This window comes from Streptomyces sp. NPDC033131, from assembly GCF_055578365.1.
In genome coordinates this window covers 44,895-58,300 of the sequence record NZ_JBVIPA010000008.1, presented here as the reverse complement: position 1 = coordinate 58,300, position 13,406 = coordinate 44,895, and the positions used below count along the sequence as shown (strand labels likewise).

At 75.1% G+C, this 13,406-nt stretch carries 11 protein-coding genes and 1 pseudogene; 2 read left to right on the top strand and 10 right to left on the bottom strand.

Features of this window, described 5'->3' with window-relative positions:
* Nucleotides 1-396: 396 nt before the first annotated feature.
* The 9 genes and pseudogenes from rfaE2 to ACZ5XS_RS13190 all read right to left on the bottom strand — a co-directional run bounded on the left by rfaE2 (nucleotide 397) and on the right by ACZ5XS_RS13190 (nucleotide 10,238).
* Nucleotides 397-1,803, bottom strand: a complete 1,407-nt coding sequence (gene rfaE2 / locus ACZ5XS_RS13230; protein ID WP_468650673.1) for a D-glycero-beta-D-manno-heptose 1-phosphate adenylyltransferase — start codon at nucleotides 1,801-1,803, stop codon at nucleotides 397-399.
* A complete protein-coding gene (locus ACZ5XS_RS13225; protein WP_468650671.1) occupies nucleotides 1,800-2,381 on the bottom strand; it encodes a D-sedoheptulose-7-phosphate isomerase in 582 nt (193 codons plus the stop codon). The genes rfaE2 and ACZ5XS_RS13225 overlap by 4 nt, the downstream gene beginning before the upstream one ends.
* Nucleotides 2,381-3,598 (bottom strand): glycosyltransferase, encoded by a 1,218-nt coding sequence (locus ACZ5XS_RS13220; protein ID WP_468650669.1) that lies wholly within the window; start codon nucleotides 3,596-3,598, stop codon nucleotides 2,381-2,383. The genes ACZ5XS_RS13225 and ACZ5XS_RS13220 overlap by 1 nt, the downstream gene beginning before the upstream one ends.
* Nucleotides 3,595-4,545, bottom strand: a complete 951-nt coding sequence (locus ACZ5XS_RS13215; RefSeq protein ID WP_468650667.1) for a glycosyltransferase — start codon at nucleotides 4,543-4,545, stop codon at nucleotides 3,595-3,597. Before ACZ5XS_RS13215 ends, ACZ5XS_RS13220 begins: the two co-directional genes overlap by 4 nt.
* Nucleotides 4,542-5,558 (bottom strand): glycosyltransferase family 9 protein, encoded by a 1,017-nt coding sequence (locus tag ACZ5XS_RS13210; protein ID WP_468650665.1) that lies wholly within the window; start codon nucleotides 5,556-5,558, stop codon nucleotides 4,542-4,544. Before ACZ5XS_RS13210 ends, ACZ5XS_RS13215 begins: the two co-directional genes overlap by 4 nt.
* Nucleotides 5,559-5,884: 326 nt before the next feature.
* Nucleotides 5,885-6,460 (bottom strand): annotated as a pseudogene (locus ACZ5XS_RS13205) (D-glycero-alpha-D-manno-heptose-1,7-bisphosphate 7-phosphatase); the annotation flags it as partial.
* Nucleotides 6,457-7,476 carry a glycosyltransferase family 2 protein gene (locus ACZ5XS_RS13200; RefSeq protein ID WP_468650663.1) on the bottom strand — a complete coding sequence of 340 codons (1,020 nt, stop codon included), beginning with the start codon at nucleotides 7,474-7,476 and terminating at the stop codon, nucleotides 6,457-6,459. The pseudogene ACZ5XS_RS13205 and the gene ACZ5XS_RS13200, both read right to left, overlap by 4 nt.
* The gene (locus ACZ5XS_RS13195; RefSeq protein ID WP_468650661.1) at nucleotides 7,473-9,107 is read right to left on the bottom strand and encodes a carbamoyltransferase family protein; all 1,635 of its coding nucleotides are present in this window, start codon (nucleotides 9,105-9,107) and stop codon (nucleotides 7,473-7,475) included. The genes ACZ5XS_RS13200 and ACZ5XS_RS13195 overlap by 4 nt, the downstream gene beginning before the upstream one ends.
* A 168-nt stretch (nucleotides 9,108-9,275) precedes the next feature.
* Nucleotides 9,276-10,238, bottom strand: a complete 963-nt coding sequence (locus ACZ5XS_RS13190; RefSeq protein WP_468650659.1) for a UDP-glucuronic acid decarboxylase family protein — start codon at nucleotides 10,236-10,238, stop codon at nucleotides 9,276-9,278.
* A gap of 195 nt (nucleotides 10,239-10,433) precedes the next feature.
* Between ACZ5XS_RS13190 and ACZ5XS_RS13185 the strand changes: the two genes are divergently transcribed.
* Together ACZ5XS_RS13185 and ACZ5XS_RS13180 are read left to right on the top strand one after the other, a co-directional pair.
* Complete coding sequence (locus tag ACZ5XS_RS13185; protein WP_468650657.1) at nucleotides 10,434-10,874, top strand: SRPBCC family protein; 441 nt, start codon at nucleotides 10,434-10,436, stop codon at nucleotides 10,872-10,874.
* Nucleotides 10,875-10,947: 73 nt separating this feature from the next.
* Complete coding sequence (locus ACZ5XS_RS13180; RefSeq protein ID WP_468650655.1) at nucleotides 10,948-12,264, top strand: lanthionine synthetase LanC family protein; 1,317 nt, start codon at nucleotides 10,948-10,950, stop codon at nucleotides 12,262-12,264.
* Here ACZ5XS_RS13180 and ACZ5XS_RS13175 read toward each other — a convergent pair.
* The gene (locus ACZ5XS_RS13175; RefSeq protein ID WP_468650653.1) at nucleotides 12,216-13,367 is read right to left on the bottom strand and encodes an XdhC family protein; all 1,152 of its coding nucleotides are present in this window, start codon (nucleotides 13,365-13,367) and stop codon (nucleotides 12,216-12,218) included. The genes ACZ5XS_RS13180 and ACZ5XS_RS13175 overlap by 49 nt on opposite strands.
* Nucleotides 13,368-13,406: the final 39 nt, after the last annotated feature.

Genomic DNA, 13,406 nt, shown 5'->3' with positions numbered 1-13,406 from the left:
GCGCCGCACGGACAACGCCGACACACCGGCCAGCAGGTCACCGAGGCCGACACCACGCAGCACGAGAAGACGAGAACGCGAGACGGTCACGCGGCACCCCCCATCACACACAACCCCCACCACACCGACCGCCAGGCAAGCACGGCCGACACCAGCTCACGCCCGGAAGAGCCCCGGCGCCGCACGGACAACGCCGACACACCGGCCAGCAGGTCACCGAGGCCGACACCACGCAGCACGAGAAGACGAGAACGCGAGACGGTCACGCGGCACCTCCGATCACGCGGGACCCGGAGCACACCGGCCGCCACGCACCGGGCGGAGCGTCACCGGGACCAGGGGCACGCAGGGCGAGGAGGTGGGGCCGCGGGGTCCTCGGCTTGCGCCTCCTGGCCGTCATCGCCGCACACTCGCCGCGCGGGCCATCAGGGTCGTCGAGGAGCGGCCGTCGAGGTAGGGCAGCAGGACCGCCTGGCCGCCCCACTCCTCCAGCAGCGTGGCCTCGGGGAGTTCGGCGCCTGCGTAGTCGCCGCCCTTGACCCAGACGTGCGGGCGGAGTTCGGCGAGGAGGCGTTCGGGGGTGTCCTCGTCGAAGACGGCGACCGCGTCCACGCAGGCCAGCGCGCGCAGGACGCGGACGCGGTCGGCGAGCGGGTTGACCGGACGGCCCTCGCCCTTGCGCCGCCGCACCGAGGCGTCCGAGTTGACGCAGACGACCAGACAGTCGCCGAGCCGCCGGGCGGCCTGGAGCAGTCCGACGTGGCCGGCGTGCAGGAGGTCGAAGCAGCCGCCCGCGGCGACGACGGTGCCGTGCCCGGCGCGCACGCGGGCGGCCAGGGCGAACGGGTCGTCCGGATCGCCTTCCACGGCCGGGGACCTGGTCTCCTCGCACGCCAGCGCTGCCGCACCGCCGACGCCGACGAAGTCGCTCGCGGCGGCCACCGCGCCCTCGACCGCCTCGCCGACCAGCGCGCCGTTCGCGAGCAGCCCGGCCGCCGTGGCCGCGAACCGGTCGCCCGCACCGCACGGGTCGCCGGCGTGCGTGGTGGGTGCGGGGACGAGCAGCGGGTGCTCCCCGTACGACAGGAGAGCGCCGCGCGCGCCGAGGGTCACCGCGACGGCGGCGACCTGCCAGTCCCGGACGAGCGCGGCGGCGCCGCGGGCGGCGACACGCAGGTCGCTGTCCGGTGTGCGACTCTCCCCGGACAGCGCGTACGCCTCCTTCTCCGACGGCGAGACCAGCCGGGTGCCGGGCACCGGCGGGGCTCCGCGCGGGTGCGGATCCCACACCAGCGGAGGGCGCTCGGCGAGGACGTCACGCAGGGCGTCGGCGGCGCCGCGGCCGTAGTCGGAGACCAGAACGGAAGGTGCCCGGCGGATCGCCCGGCGAGCCTGGTCGGTAGCCTCGCGTACCCGTCCGTCGCCCCGGTCCAGGCGGACCAGGGGGCGGCCCTGGGCGAGGACGCGGGTCTTCTCGGACAGCGGGCCGGTCAGCGGGAGCGGGATCAGCGTCAGCCACGGTTCGAGCAGGTGCCGCAGATCCCGGCCGGCGGGGTCGTCGCCCAACCCGGTGACGAGGGTGACGTCGTGACCGTCGCGGGCGGCGAGGTAGGCGGCGAGGGCGGCGCCGCCCGGCCGTACGCGCTGCCCGCAGTCGGTGACGACCGGCACGGGCGCGTCGGGCGCGAGCCGCTCGGCGTGACCGGTGACGTCCCGGTCGAGCAGCGCGTCGCCGACCACCAGCAGCGGGGCCCGGCGGCGCCCGCCGCGCGCGCCGCCCGGCCCGCCGTGGCCGCCCGTCATGCCGTCCCCCGCTCCACCGCCGCGTCGAACGCCGCGCACACCATGTGCACCGCGACCAGGTGGAGTTCCTGGACCGTCGCGGCGGACGCGGCCGTCACGCACAGGGATTCGTCGCTGCCCGCCATGAGGGGGTTGGGGGCCGGGCCGGTCAGCGCCCACACGTGCAGGCCCGCCGAGCGTGCCGCGTCCGCGGCGGACAGCAGGTTGGCGCTGGCGCCGCTGGTGGACAGCAGCATCAGGACGTCGCCCGGCCGGCCGTGGGCGCGGACCTGGCGGGCGAACACCTGGTCGACGCCGTAGTCGTTGGCGATGGCGGTCGTGCTGGAGGTGTCGGCGTGCAGGGCGATCGCGGAGAACGCCGGCCGGTCGTCGCGGTAGCGGCCGACGAGTTCGGCGGTGAGGTGCTGGGCCTGGGCGGCGCTGCCGCCGTTGCCCGCGGCCAGTAGCCTGCCGCCCCCGGTGAGGACGGCGGCCAGGCGTTCGCCCCAGCGGTCGATGGTGTGGGCCGAGGCGCGGATCGCGCCCAGGGCGTCCTGGAGTTCGTCGCAGTGGGCGACGGTGGGCGGGTGCAGGGTCATCAGGCCACCTCCCTCGGCTGTGCTTGTCCGACCGCCACCTGGCGGTAGACCTGTTCGACACCGTCGGCGACCCGCTGCCAGGTGTAGTGGGCGAGGACGCGGGCCCGGCCGGCGCGGCCGTAGCGGCGGCGGGTGCCGTCCTCGGCGAGCAGGTCGCGTACGGCGGTGGCGATCGCCTCGGGGTCGCCGGGCGGCACCAGCCGGCCGGTGCCGCCGTCGTCGACGCTGTCCCGGTGGCCGCCGACGTCGGTGGCGACGACGGGTACACCGCACGCCATCGCTTCCAGCGGCACGATGCCGAACGGCTCGTACACGGGGGTGCACAGGACGAGGTCGGCGCTGCGCATCAGGGCGGGCATGTCGGCCGGGTCGACCGCGCCGAGCAGCCGCACCCGGTCGGCGACGCCGGTGTGCCGCGCGAGCCGGCTCAGTCGTTCCGCCTCGGGGTCGGCGTCCAGCAGGCCGGGCGCGGGGCCGCCCGCGATGAGGAGTTCGGTGTCGGGGGTCTTTGCCAGTGCGAGGATCGCCTGGTCGTAGCCCTTGCGGCGGACCAGCCTGCCGCAGGCGAGCAGTCGGTGCCGCTGCTGCCGGGCGGGGGCGGTGGCCGGGTCCACGCCGGGGTGGAAGTGCTCGACGTCCACCCCGCAGGGCACGACGGACGCCTGTCGGGTCGGCACGCCGAGGGCCGCCAGTTCGTCCACCTCGTCGGTACAGGTGGCCAGGACGCGTTCGCAGGTGCGGCCGGTCTGCCGCTCGATGCCGATGCGTTCGTACGGGCTGGTGTCGCGCCTGCCCTGGTGGCGCCGCTTGACGGTGCCCAGGGCGTGGAAGGTCTGCACGACCGGGGCGCCGTGGGCGGCCGCGCCGGTCTGGGCGGCCATGCCGGACATCCAGAAGTGGGCGTGCACCACGTCGGGCCGCTCCCGGGCCCAGGCGCGGGCCAGATGGGAGCCGAAGGCCGGCATGTGGGGGAACAGCTCGTCCTTGGGGACGGCCTCGGGCGGTCCGGCCGGAACGTGCTCGACGACGGCTCCGCCGGGCAGCGGAACCCGGTCGGGCAGGTCGGTGCTGTCGCGGCGGGTGTAGACCGTGACATCGTGGCCGCGACGCGCCAGTTCCTCACTGAGGCGGGCCACGTACACGTTCTGGCCCCCGGCGTCGACACCGCCGAGCGCGGCGAGCGGGCTCGCGTGCTCGGACACCATGGCGATCCTCATCGGGTCACCTCCTTCAGGAGCCGCTCCCAGTCGTCCAGGAAGCGGGACAGCCCGTAGCGGGTGAGCGCCGCCGCCCGCGCGCCCTCACCGATCAGGCGGGCGTGCAGGGGGTCGGCCACGAAGCCCCGTACGGCCTCGGTCAGTACGTCGATCCGGTTGGACACCACTCCGGCGCCGTCGGGCACGGCCTCGGCGACCTCCGTGGTGGCCAGAGCGACAACGGGCATGCCCAGGTGCATCGCCTCCAGCAGCGACAGTCCGAGGGAGGTCCAGCGGACGGGGTGGACGTAGACGCGTCGCCGCGCCATCGCCGCGTGCAGGTCGGCCTGCACGAGTTCGTGGGACCGGCAGCGGCCGGGCGGCAGGCCGAGGTGGGCGGCGAGCCCTTCGGTGCGCATGCCGAAGACGTCCAGCGGGGCGGCGTCGGCGAAGGCGGGCAGCAGGTCGGTTCCGGTGGTACGGCCGCGCCGCACCGGTTCGTTGACGACGACGGCCGCGCGGTCCAGTTCGCCGGTCCACCGGTGCCCGGGGTCGACGATGCCGTGCTCGATGACGGTGGCCCAGGTGGCACCCGCGTCCCACATCAGCCGGTTGAAGTGGGTGACGTGGACCAGGGTGACGCCGGGGATGCCGGCGGCCGGGTGGCGCGTGTCGGGCACGTCCCCGTGCGGGGCGTTGTGCTCCAGGTACACCAGGGGCGGGCGGCGGCCCAGCCACTGGTCGACGAGGGCGAGTTCGTGCGGGCGTTGCAGCACGACGGCGTCGACGTCGGCGTCCCGCAGCCGCTCCGGTGGCATCTCGACGACGGAGTCGGGCCAGTCGAAGGTGCGGGCGCGGCCGAGGCCGTCCGGTCCTCGGTCGGGGGTGACGGGGACGAGGTAGGTGTGCGGTCCCTGGACGAAGGCCGTGGTCCAGGAGCCGTGCACGTGCCAGAGCAGGATCCTCATGGCTGGCTCACCGCCTCCACCTCCACCGTCTCCGCGACGAGTTTGTCGACGGCGGCGGCCACGTCGTGTGCGGTCACGGTGTCCAGGCACGGATGCCCGGGAACGGGGCACTCCCGGGCCCTGCTGTCCGCGCAGGGCGCGTGCTGGTCGCCGAGCAGCACGTAGGGGACGCCGTAGGGCCGCCACCGCTCGGCGGGCACGACCGGCGCGAAGAGCGAGACGACGGGGGTTCCGACGGCGGCGGCGAGGTGGGCGGGCGCGGTGTTGCCGGTGACGACGGCGTCGGCGCCGGCCAGGACGCCGGCCAGTTCCGCGGCGCCGGTACGGCCGCCGAGGTCGAGCCCGTGCTCGCCGGCGACGTGAGCGGTCAGGTCGCGCTCGTCCGGGCCGCCGGTCACCACGATCCGGTGTCCGGCCGCGGCCAGTTCGCGGACCGCCTCCGCACTGCGGTCGGGACTCCAGGCGCGGGCCGGGACGCTGGCGCCGGGATGCAGGACGAGGTACGGCTCCGGGCCGGTGAGCCCAGTGGTGCGGGGCGGGGGCAGCACCCGCAGCCGTCCGTCGTCGGGTGAGGTGAATCCCGCGGCTTCGGCGAGGTCGAGCATCGCCTCCGCCTCGTGGGCGTGCGGGGCGCGGTGGTGGCGTACGTCGAGCAGGGAGCCGGGGTAGTCCTCGCTGTCCGCGGCGATGTGTGCCACCCCGGCCAGGCGCAGGAGCAGGGCGGTGGGCAGTGGGGACTGGTGGAAGGAGGTCAGGATCAGGGCCGTGTCGGCGTCGATCGTGTCGATGAGCTGCTCGACCTCGCCGCGGCCGACGGGCGGGGGATCGAGGCCCACCCAGGGCGCGTCCCAGACGAGGATGTCGTCCACGCCCGGCAGCAGCCGGGCGGCGGGTGCGCCGCGCGGCCCGCACAGCAGGGTGACGGTGTCGGCCCGGGCGGCGACGGCGCGGACGGCGGGTCCGGCGAGCAGGACGTCGCCGAAGCTGTCGAGACGGGTGACGAGAGCCTTCACCGCGGCCTCCCGCTGGTGTCGTCGGGCGGGCGGGAGCCCTGGCCGGACCGCCCCCCACCCCCGTCGTCGCGCGAGCGGGAGCCCCGGCCGGACCGCCCCCCACCCCCGTCGTCGCGCGAGCGGGAGCCCCGGCCGGACCGCCCCCCACCCCCGTCGTCGCGCGAGCGGGAGCCCTGGCCGGACCGCCCCCCACCCCCGTCGTCGCGCGAGCGGGAGCCCCGGCCGGACCGCCTCCCACCCATGTCGTCCGGCACACGGGGAGCATCGACGGACGACCTCCCACCCCCGTCGTCGGGCGGACGGCGAACCTCCACGGGCCTTCCGCCACCCATGTCGTAGGCGGCCTCGATGGGCCGTTCGTCAGCCAGGACGCGGCCTGTCGGCGGCCCGTTCAGCACGGCCCGCACGGCGGTCAGGATGTCGGGGGCGACATGGCCCGCCCTCGCCGTCTCCTGTGGCCGGGTCTCGGGCGTGGGGACGAGGATGCCGTGGGCGCCCGCCCGGCGTGCGGCCTCGACGTCGGCGCCGATGTCGCCGACGACGACGCAGTCCGAGGGTGCGGTGCAGATGCGTCCGGCCGCCCACAGGACGAGGCCCGGTTCGGGTTTGCGGCAGTGGCAGCCGTCGTCGGGGCCGTGCGGGCAGACGCCCCACACGTCGAAGGGGCCGAGCAGTTCGTCGACGCGGTGGTTGACGCGCCGGACGTCGGCGTCGGTGAGCAGTCCGCGCGCGATGCCCGACTGGTTGGTGACGACGCCGGTGCGGATGCCGTGCCGGCGCAGCAGGCCGAGCGCCTCGCGGGCGCCGTCGACGGGGCGGACGCGGGCCGGGTCGCCGTTGTAGGGAACGTCGTGGACGAGGGTGCCGTCGCGGTCGAACAGCACGGCCTGTACGCGGCTCATGCGGCCACCTCCTGCCAGGCGGGTGCGTCGCGGTGCCGCCACAGCCCGCGGAGCCGGTGCCAGGTGGCCGCGGGCGGGATGAGCACGCTGGTGGCGAGCATGGTGGTCACCTCGTACCGGGTGCGCGGTCCGGGGGCGATGCGCGCCCAGGCGAACTCGCCGGTGCCGGCGGCCCAGCCCAGTGCGGCGACCGCGGCGGCCCGGCGGTGTCCGGTGACCGCGAGGACGCACGCGGCGGCGCCGGACGCGGTGATCGCGGCGTGCCTGCGCAGCCGGCCCCGCGGGGCGATGGCCTTCTCCCACCAGTCGGGGCCGTGCAGGTGTCGCATCAGGGCGTCGTCGCCGTTGCCGCGCTGCGCGCGCAGGGACACCCAGCGGTCGGCGGGGCGCACGGGGTGGCGGGTGGTGCGGCGGCCCTGCCGGATGCGCCAGCCCGCGTCGAGTATGCGCAGGGCGAGGTCGGCGTCCTCGCGGTAGGCGCGCGGAAAGCGCTCGTCGAAGCCGCCGACCTGCTTCAGGGCGTCGGTGCGGTAGGCCATGTCGGCGGTGATCCAGCGGGCCTGCGCGAGTCCGGCGGTGCCGCGTTCCCAGTCGGTGGGCCGGCGCTCGCCGGGCAGCGGTACGGCGATCACGCCCTGCACGCCCGCGGTCCGCGGGGTCGTGTCGGCCAGGTCCTGCACCAGTTGCTCGCACCAGTGCGGGCCGACCTGGACGTCGTCGTCGAGGAAGGCGACCCAGGGCGAGGCGATGACGCGCAGTCCGGTGTTGCGGGCGGCGGCGGGCCCGCGCCCGCCGCTCGGGACGACGGTGGTGCGCTCGCGCAGGTCGCCCAGCACGCTGAGCGGGTGTTCCCACGGCCCGGGATCGGGGTCGGGCCGGTCGTCCACGAGGACGATCTCGTGCGGCTTGGGACCGGTCGCGGCGGCGAGCGCGGCCAGGCAGTCGGCGAGGGTGTCGCGCACGAGGGTGGGGATCACCACCGCGTACGCCGTGCCGACGGAGGTCGTCGGTGTCATGCGAACGCCCTCCCCCGGCGCACGACGTACGGCCCGATGGCGAGCAGGTCGACGGGCGCGGAACCGAAGCACTCCAGGGCATCACGCGGGTCGTCGACCATGGGCCGGCCGGCGGTGTTGAGGCTGGTGTTGACGACCACGGGCAGCCCGGTGCGCCGTTCGAAGGCGTGCAGCATCCGCGCCACCAGCGGTTCCCGCCGCTCCTCGACGGTCTGGATGCGGGCGGTGCCGTCGACGTGCACGACGGCCGGGATACGGTCCCGCCATTCCCGTGCGACGTCGTGCACGAAGAGCATGTACGGGCTGGGCAGCGGCCCGCTGAACAGTTCACGGGCGCGCTCGGCCAGCACCATCGGGGCGACGGGCCGGAACTCCTCGCGGCCCTTGACGTGGTTGAGCCGTTCCAGGTTCTCGGCCCGTCCCGGGTGGGCGAGCAGGGAGCGGTGCCCGAGGGCCCGCGGCCCGTACTCGCTGCGTCCCTGGAACCAGGCGACGACCCCGTCCCGGGCCAGTTCCTCGGCGACGGCCTCGGCGACGTCGTCGGGCCGCTCGTACGGTACGGCGGCCTCGTCGAGCCGGGCGCGCAGTTCCTCGTCGCTCCAGCCGCGGCCGAGGTCGGCGCCCGGCATGGGCTGCGGGGGTGCGTCCTGTGCGGCCACGTGGAGGGCTCCGCCGAGGGCGGTTCCGGCGTCTCCGGCGGCGGGCTGCACCCACACGTGCCGGTACCGCCCACGGGCGGCGATCCTGGAGTTGGCGACGCAGTTGAGGGCGACGCCTCCGGCGAGGGTGAGCGCCTGGCCGCCGGCCTCGCCGTGCAGCCAGTGGACCAGTTCGAGGAGGACCTCCTCGAGGACGGCCTGGGCGCTGGCGGCGAGGTCGGCGTGGTCCTGGGTCCAGTCCTCGCCCTTGGCGCGGGGCGGGGCCAGGGCGGCCCAGTCGACGCCGTGGGCGCGGAAACCGCCGTCGCCGGTGGCGTGGACGTGCTGCCGCAGCTGGGGCAGGAAGCGTGGTTTGCCGTAGGAGGCGAGGGCCATCACCTTGTACTCGTCGCTGCTGCGCAGGAAGCCGAGGTGTTGGGTGAGCTCTTCGTAGAGCAGGCCCAGGGAGTGGGGCAGCGCCTGGGTGGCGAGGATGTCGAGCTTGCCCTCGTGGTAGCGGCCGGCCAGGTGGGACGCGGCCTCGCCGCGGCCGTCGAGGACGAGGACGGCGCTGTCGGGGTGCGGGGAGGCGGGCCCGGCGGAGGCGGCGTGCGCGACGTGGTGCGGGACGAAGACCACCCGGTCGGCGTCGAGGCCGGGCAGGGCTTCGGCCAGGAATTCGGGGGCGCGCCGGGCGTACTCCAGACGCAGCGGGTCCCAGGGGTCGTCCAGGCCCAGGTCGCGGGCGGGCCGGGCCAGCTTCGGATCGAAGGAGTAGGTCACCGCGTCGAGTTCCTCAGGGCGTGTGCCCGCCTGTTCCAGACACCAGCGGGCGGAGAGCTCGGGCAGCTCCCACGCGGAGAACGGCAGGGGGCGCTTGCCGTGCTTGCGGCGGCTGAAGCGCTCCTCCTCGGCTGCCGCGACCGTGGTGCCGTCGACGACGAGGGCGGCGGCCGGGTCGTGGAACAGGGCGTTGATACCAAGGATGCGCATGGGGTGTGCTCCGTCCCAGGAGGCGTGTGAGGACTCCGGGCCTGCGAGTGCCTCACCCCAGTTGCCTCAAACAATTGAAGCTGACTTACGCCGAAATGAACCGACTTTTCATCTCATACGAAGCTCAGGTCACCGCGCTGTCGTCGCCGGGACCTGCCGCAGGGCCGCTCAGGCCGCTATGGAGTGCGTGAACCAGCCGATCGTGCGCCCCAGCCCCTCGCTCCAGCCGACCCTCTGCTGCCAGCCCAGCAGCTCCCGGGCCAGCCGGGTGTCGGGCCGGCGCCGGGCGGGATCGTCGGCGGGGCGCTCGACGAACCGGATCCGGGAGGAGGAGCCGGTGAGCTCGATGATCCGGCGGGCGAGCTCCAGCATGGTGATCTCCTCGGCGCCGCCGATGTTCACGGGGCCGTCGGCGCCGGACGCGGCCAGCGCGAGGACGCCGTCCACCATGTCGTCGACGTAGCACAGTGAGCGGGTCTGCCCGCCGTCGCCCGCGACGGTGAGCGGGGCGCCGTCCAGGGCCTGCGACACGAAGGCGGGGACGGCACGGCCGTCGCCGGTACGCATCCGCGGGCCGTAGGTGTTGAAGATCCGGACGATGGCGGCGTCCGTGCCGTGGACCTGGCGGTGGGCGGTGAGCAGGGCCTCGGCGAAGCGCTTGGACTCGTCGTAGACGCTGCGCGGGCCGATCGGGTTGACGTTGCCCCAGTAGCTCTCGCGCTGCGGGTGCTCCAGGGGGTCGCCGTAGACCTCGGAGGTGGAGGCGAGCACGAGACGCGCGCCGTCGGCCCGGGCCCGCTCCAGGGCGTTGCGGGTACCCGTGCTGCCGACGTCGAGGGTTTCCAGGGGCAGCCGCAGGTAGTCGACGGGCGAGGCCGGGCAGGCGAAGTGCAGCACCAGGTCGAACCGGCCGGGCAGGTCGCGCAGCGCGGAGGGGTCGGTGGCGTCGGCGCGGACGAAGCGGAAGCCGCGGCGCTGCTCCAGTTCGGCCACGTTGGCGCGGGAGCCGGTGGCCAGGTTGTCGAGGCACACGATGTCGGTGCCGTCGGCGACCAGTCGCGCGCACAGATGGGATCCCACGAATCCGGCTCCGCCGGTGACCAGCGCCCGGCGCCAGGTGTATGCGCTCACGGGCCTCTCCTCGCTCTCGCCTTCACTTGCGTGTCGGCGCGAGTAACCAGGGCGGCGGCGGCGCATGCGTGGCGGAGCGCTCGATCACCCTCCGTGCCCCGGGCCTGAACGCTCCAGTTGTTCGCCCACTCGCGCGCCCGGCCGAGCCGTATACGAACGCACTGTTCAGCGGCGCGCGGTGCCTACGATCACTGAGTGGTCACCTTCCTCCTCGAACGTACGGCACCGCTCTCCCTCGACGAGGCGTGGCGCCGCCTCACCCAGTGGCCGCGTCACGGCGACACCGTCCCGCTGACCCGCGTCACCGAGCTCACGCCGCCGCCCACGGGCGAGGGCACCCTCGTCGTGGCCCGCTCGGGACTCGGCCCGCTCGCCTTCGACGACCGGATGGAGGTCACGGTGTGGCGCCCGCCCGCGGGCGACCTGCCCGGCCTGTGCCGTCTGGACAAGCGGGGCCGGATCGTCACGGGCTGGGCCGAGATCGAGGTGCGGCCGGGTCCCGGCGGCCGTACGCGGGTGCTGTGGCGCGAGGAGCTGCGGGTGCGTCTGCTGCCCCGGGTCTTCGACCCCCTGCTGCGGGCCGCGGCACGGACGGTGTTCGGACGGACGGTCAACGAGCTGCTCAGACGACCGTGACGACCGGGCGCCCCGGCCCATCCGTCGGCAAAGACACCTGTGGGCGTGCCCGGCCGGTGCCAGAGTGAGCGTCATGACTCAGACGGACGCGAAGACCGTGGCGGTGGACGGGATCGAGGCGCTGGCCGTGGACGCCCTGCGGTGGCTTCTCGGCCAGGCGCGGGAGAGCGGGAGCGGCGGCCTCGCCTGGGCCGCGCGGCCTTCCGACGCCGGACTCGAACCCACGCTCTACAGCGGTACGGCCGGTGTCGTCCCGGTGCTTTTGGAGGCGTGGCGGCACTTCGGGGACGACGCGTACGCCGACACCGCCCTGCGCGCGGCCCGTTCTCTCGTGACCGCCGTCGACGACTGCGAGGACAGTTCCCTGTACTTCGGGCTCACCGGCATGGCGCTCGTGCTGCGGACCGTGCACGAGGAACTGGGCGACACCGCCGCCGGTGCCGCCGCCGACCGGGCTCTGGGGATCGTGCGGTCGCGGTTCGACGGCACCCGGTGGGGCGAGCTGTTCGACCTCATGGGCGGGAACGCCGGGATCGCTCTGGGCGCGCTGGCCGCAGGTGACGAGGAGTTCGCCGTGCTCGCTCTGGAGCCCTATCTGCGGACCGCCGAGCCGGTTCCGGCGGGCGTGCACTGGGAGTTCCGTACCGGCAGGGACGGGCGCATGCACCACATCTCGCACGGCACGCTGGGGATCGTGTACGCGCTGGCCACCGTCGGTGCCGCGGCGGGCCGGACGGACCTCGTCGAGCTGGCCGAGGCCGGTGCCGCGGGCGTCGTGGCCCGGGCAGAGGGCGGGCCCGAGGGGTTTCTGGTCGCCCACTCCGACCCGGCGCACCTTCCCGACCTGATCGAGCGGTACAGCTACGGCTGGTGTCACGGGCCCGCCGGCGACGCGCAGGTCTTCCGCCGGCTCCGGGACGTCCTCGACGCCCCCGCCGCCTGGTCGGCCCTCGCCGACCGCTGCTGGCACACCGTCACCCGCTCCGGTCTGCCGGAACGGCTGCGTCCCGGCTTCTGGGACAACAACGGCCGCTGCTGCGGCACGGCGGGCGTCCTGGCACTCGCCTGCGACCGCATGGCCGAGCAGGACGACGGCCACGACTTCGCCGCCGTCCTCGTCGCGGATCTGGCCGGCCGCGCGATCCGGGACGCCGACGGCGCCCGCTGGTCCAACTTCGAGCACAAGGTCACCCCGGGCGACCTCGAACCCCGCCCCGGGTGGGCGCAGGGCAACGCGGGCATCGCGCGGGAGCTGATCCGCTTCGTCCGGCTGGACCGGGGCGGCGACCTGGACTACGCGTTCGCCTGGCCCGACCAGCCGCCGGTACACCGGGGCACCCGTCAGGCCACCGACCCGATCCGCCCCGCCGGCACCGACGTCACGTCGTGATGGATGGGCGTGTGGGCGCCGGTCAGTGAGACCCCGCTGCCGCCGCGCCGGGCGGCGACGATCTCCGCGGCGATCGACAGGGCCGTCTCCTCCGGCGTGCGCGCCCCGAGGTCGAGCCCGATCGGCGACCTGAGCCGCGCCAACTCCAGTTCGGTCACGCCGGCTTCGCGCAGCCGCTCGTTGCGGTCCAGGTGGGTGCGCCGGGAGCCCATCGCGCCGACGTACGCCACCGGCAGCCGCAGCGCGAGCTTCAGCAGGGGTATGTCGAACTTGGCGTCGTGGGTCAGGACGCACAGGACCGTACGGGCGTCGACGTCGGTGCGCTCCAGGTAGGTGTGCGGCCACTCGACGACGATCTCGTCGGCCTCGGGGAAGCGGGCGCGGGTGGCGAACACGGGCCGCGCGTCGCACACGGTCACGTGGTAGTTCAGGAACCCGCCGATCCGCACGAGCGCCGACGCGAAGTCGATCGCTCCGAAGACGATCATCCGGGGCGGCGGGACGGACGACTCCACCAGCACGGTGAGCGGCGCCCCGCAGCGGGAGCCCTGCTCGCCGATCTCCAGGGTGCCGGTACGGCCGGCGTCCAGGAACGCGCCGGCCTCCGCGGCGACCGTGCGGTCCAGCTCGGGATGGGCGCCGAAGCCGCCGTCGTACGAGCCCTCGGGACGGACCAGCATCGCCCGCCCCACCAGCTCGGCGGGGCCGGACACGATCCGGGCCAGCGCGGCCGCCCGCCCGCGCGCGGCGACGTCGAGCGCGGCCGTCACCACCGGACGGACCCGGTCGCCCGCCCGTACCGGCGTGACGAGGATGTCGATGACCCCGCCGCAGGTCAGACCGACGGCGAAGGCGTCGTCGTCGCTGTACCCGAAGCGTTCGAGCACCGGCTGCCCGTCCCGCAGGGCCTGTTGGCACAGGTCGTAGACCGCGCCCTCCACACAGCCGCCGGAGACCGAGCCGATCGCCGTGCCGTCGGCGTCCACCGCGAGGGCGGCGCCGGGCAGGCGGGGGGCGCTGCCGCCGACGGCGACGACGGTGGCCACGGCGAAGTCACGTCCCTGCCCGGCCCACCGGTTCAGCTCCTCGGCGATGTCCAGCATGTCTCGGTCTCCTTCACTGCGTGGTCGTGCGGAGGGCAC

What these genes read in the sequence shown, in the direction of transcription:
- rfaE2 (WP_468650673.1), bottom strand. Translation starts at nt 1,803, where the DNA reads ATGACGGGCGGCCACGGCGGGCCGGGCGGCGCGCGCGGCGGGCGCCGC.
- ACZ5XS_RS13225 (WP_468650671.1), bottom strand. Translation starts at nt 2,381, where the DNA reads ATGACCCTGCACCCGCCCACCGTCGCCCACTGCGACGAACTCCAGGAC.
- ACZ5XS_RS13220 (WP_468650669.1), bottom strand. Translation starts at nt 3,598, where the DNA reads ATGAGGATCGCCATGGTGTCCGAGCACGCGAGCCCGCTCGCCGCGCTC.
- ACZ5XS_RS13215 (WP_468650667.1), bottom strand. Translation starts at nt 4,545, where the DNA reads ATGAGGATCCTGCTCTGGCACGTGCACGGCTCCTGGACCACGGCCTTC.
- ACZ5XS_RS13200 (WP_468650663.1), bottom strand. Translation starts at nt 7,476, where the DNA reads ATGACACCGACGACCTCCGTCGGCACGGCGTACGCGGTGGTGATCCCC.
- ACZ5XS_RS13195 (WP_468650661.1), bottom strand. Translation starts at nt 9,107, where the DNA reads ATGCGCATCCTTGGTATCAACGCCCTGTTCCACGACCCGGCCGCCGCC.
- ACZ5XS_RS13180 (WP_468650655.1), top strand. Translation starts at nt 10,948, where the DNA reads ATGACTCAGACGGACGCGAAGACCGTGGCGGTGGACGGGATCGAGGCG.
- ACZ5XS_RS13175 (WP_468650653.1), bottom strand. Translation starts at nt 13,367, where the DNA reads ATGCTGGACATCGCCGAGGAGCTGAACCGGTGGGCCGGGCAGGGACGT.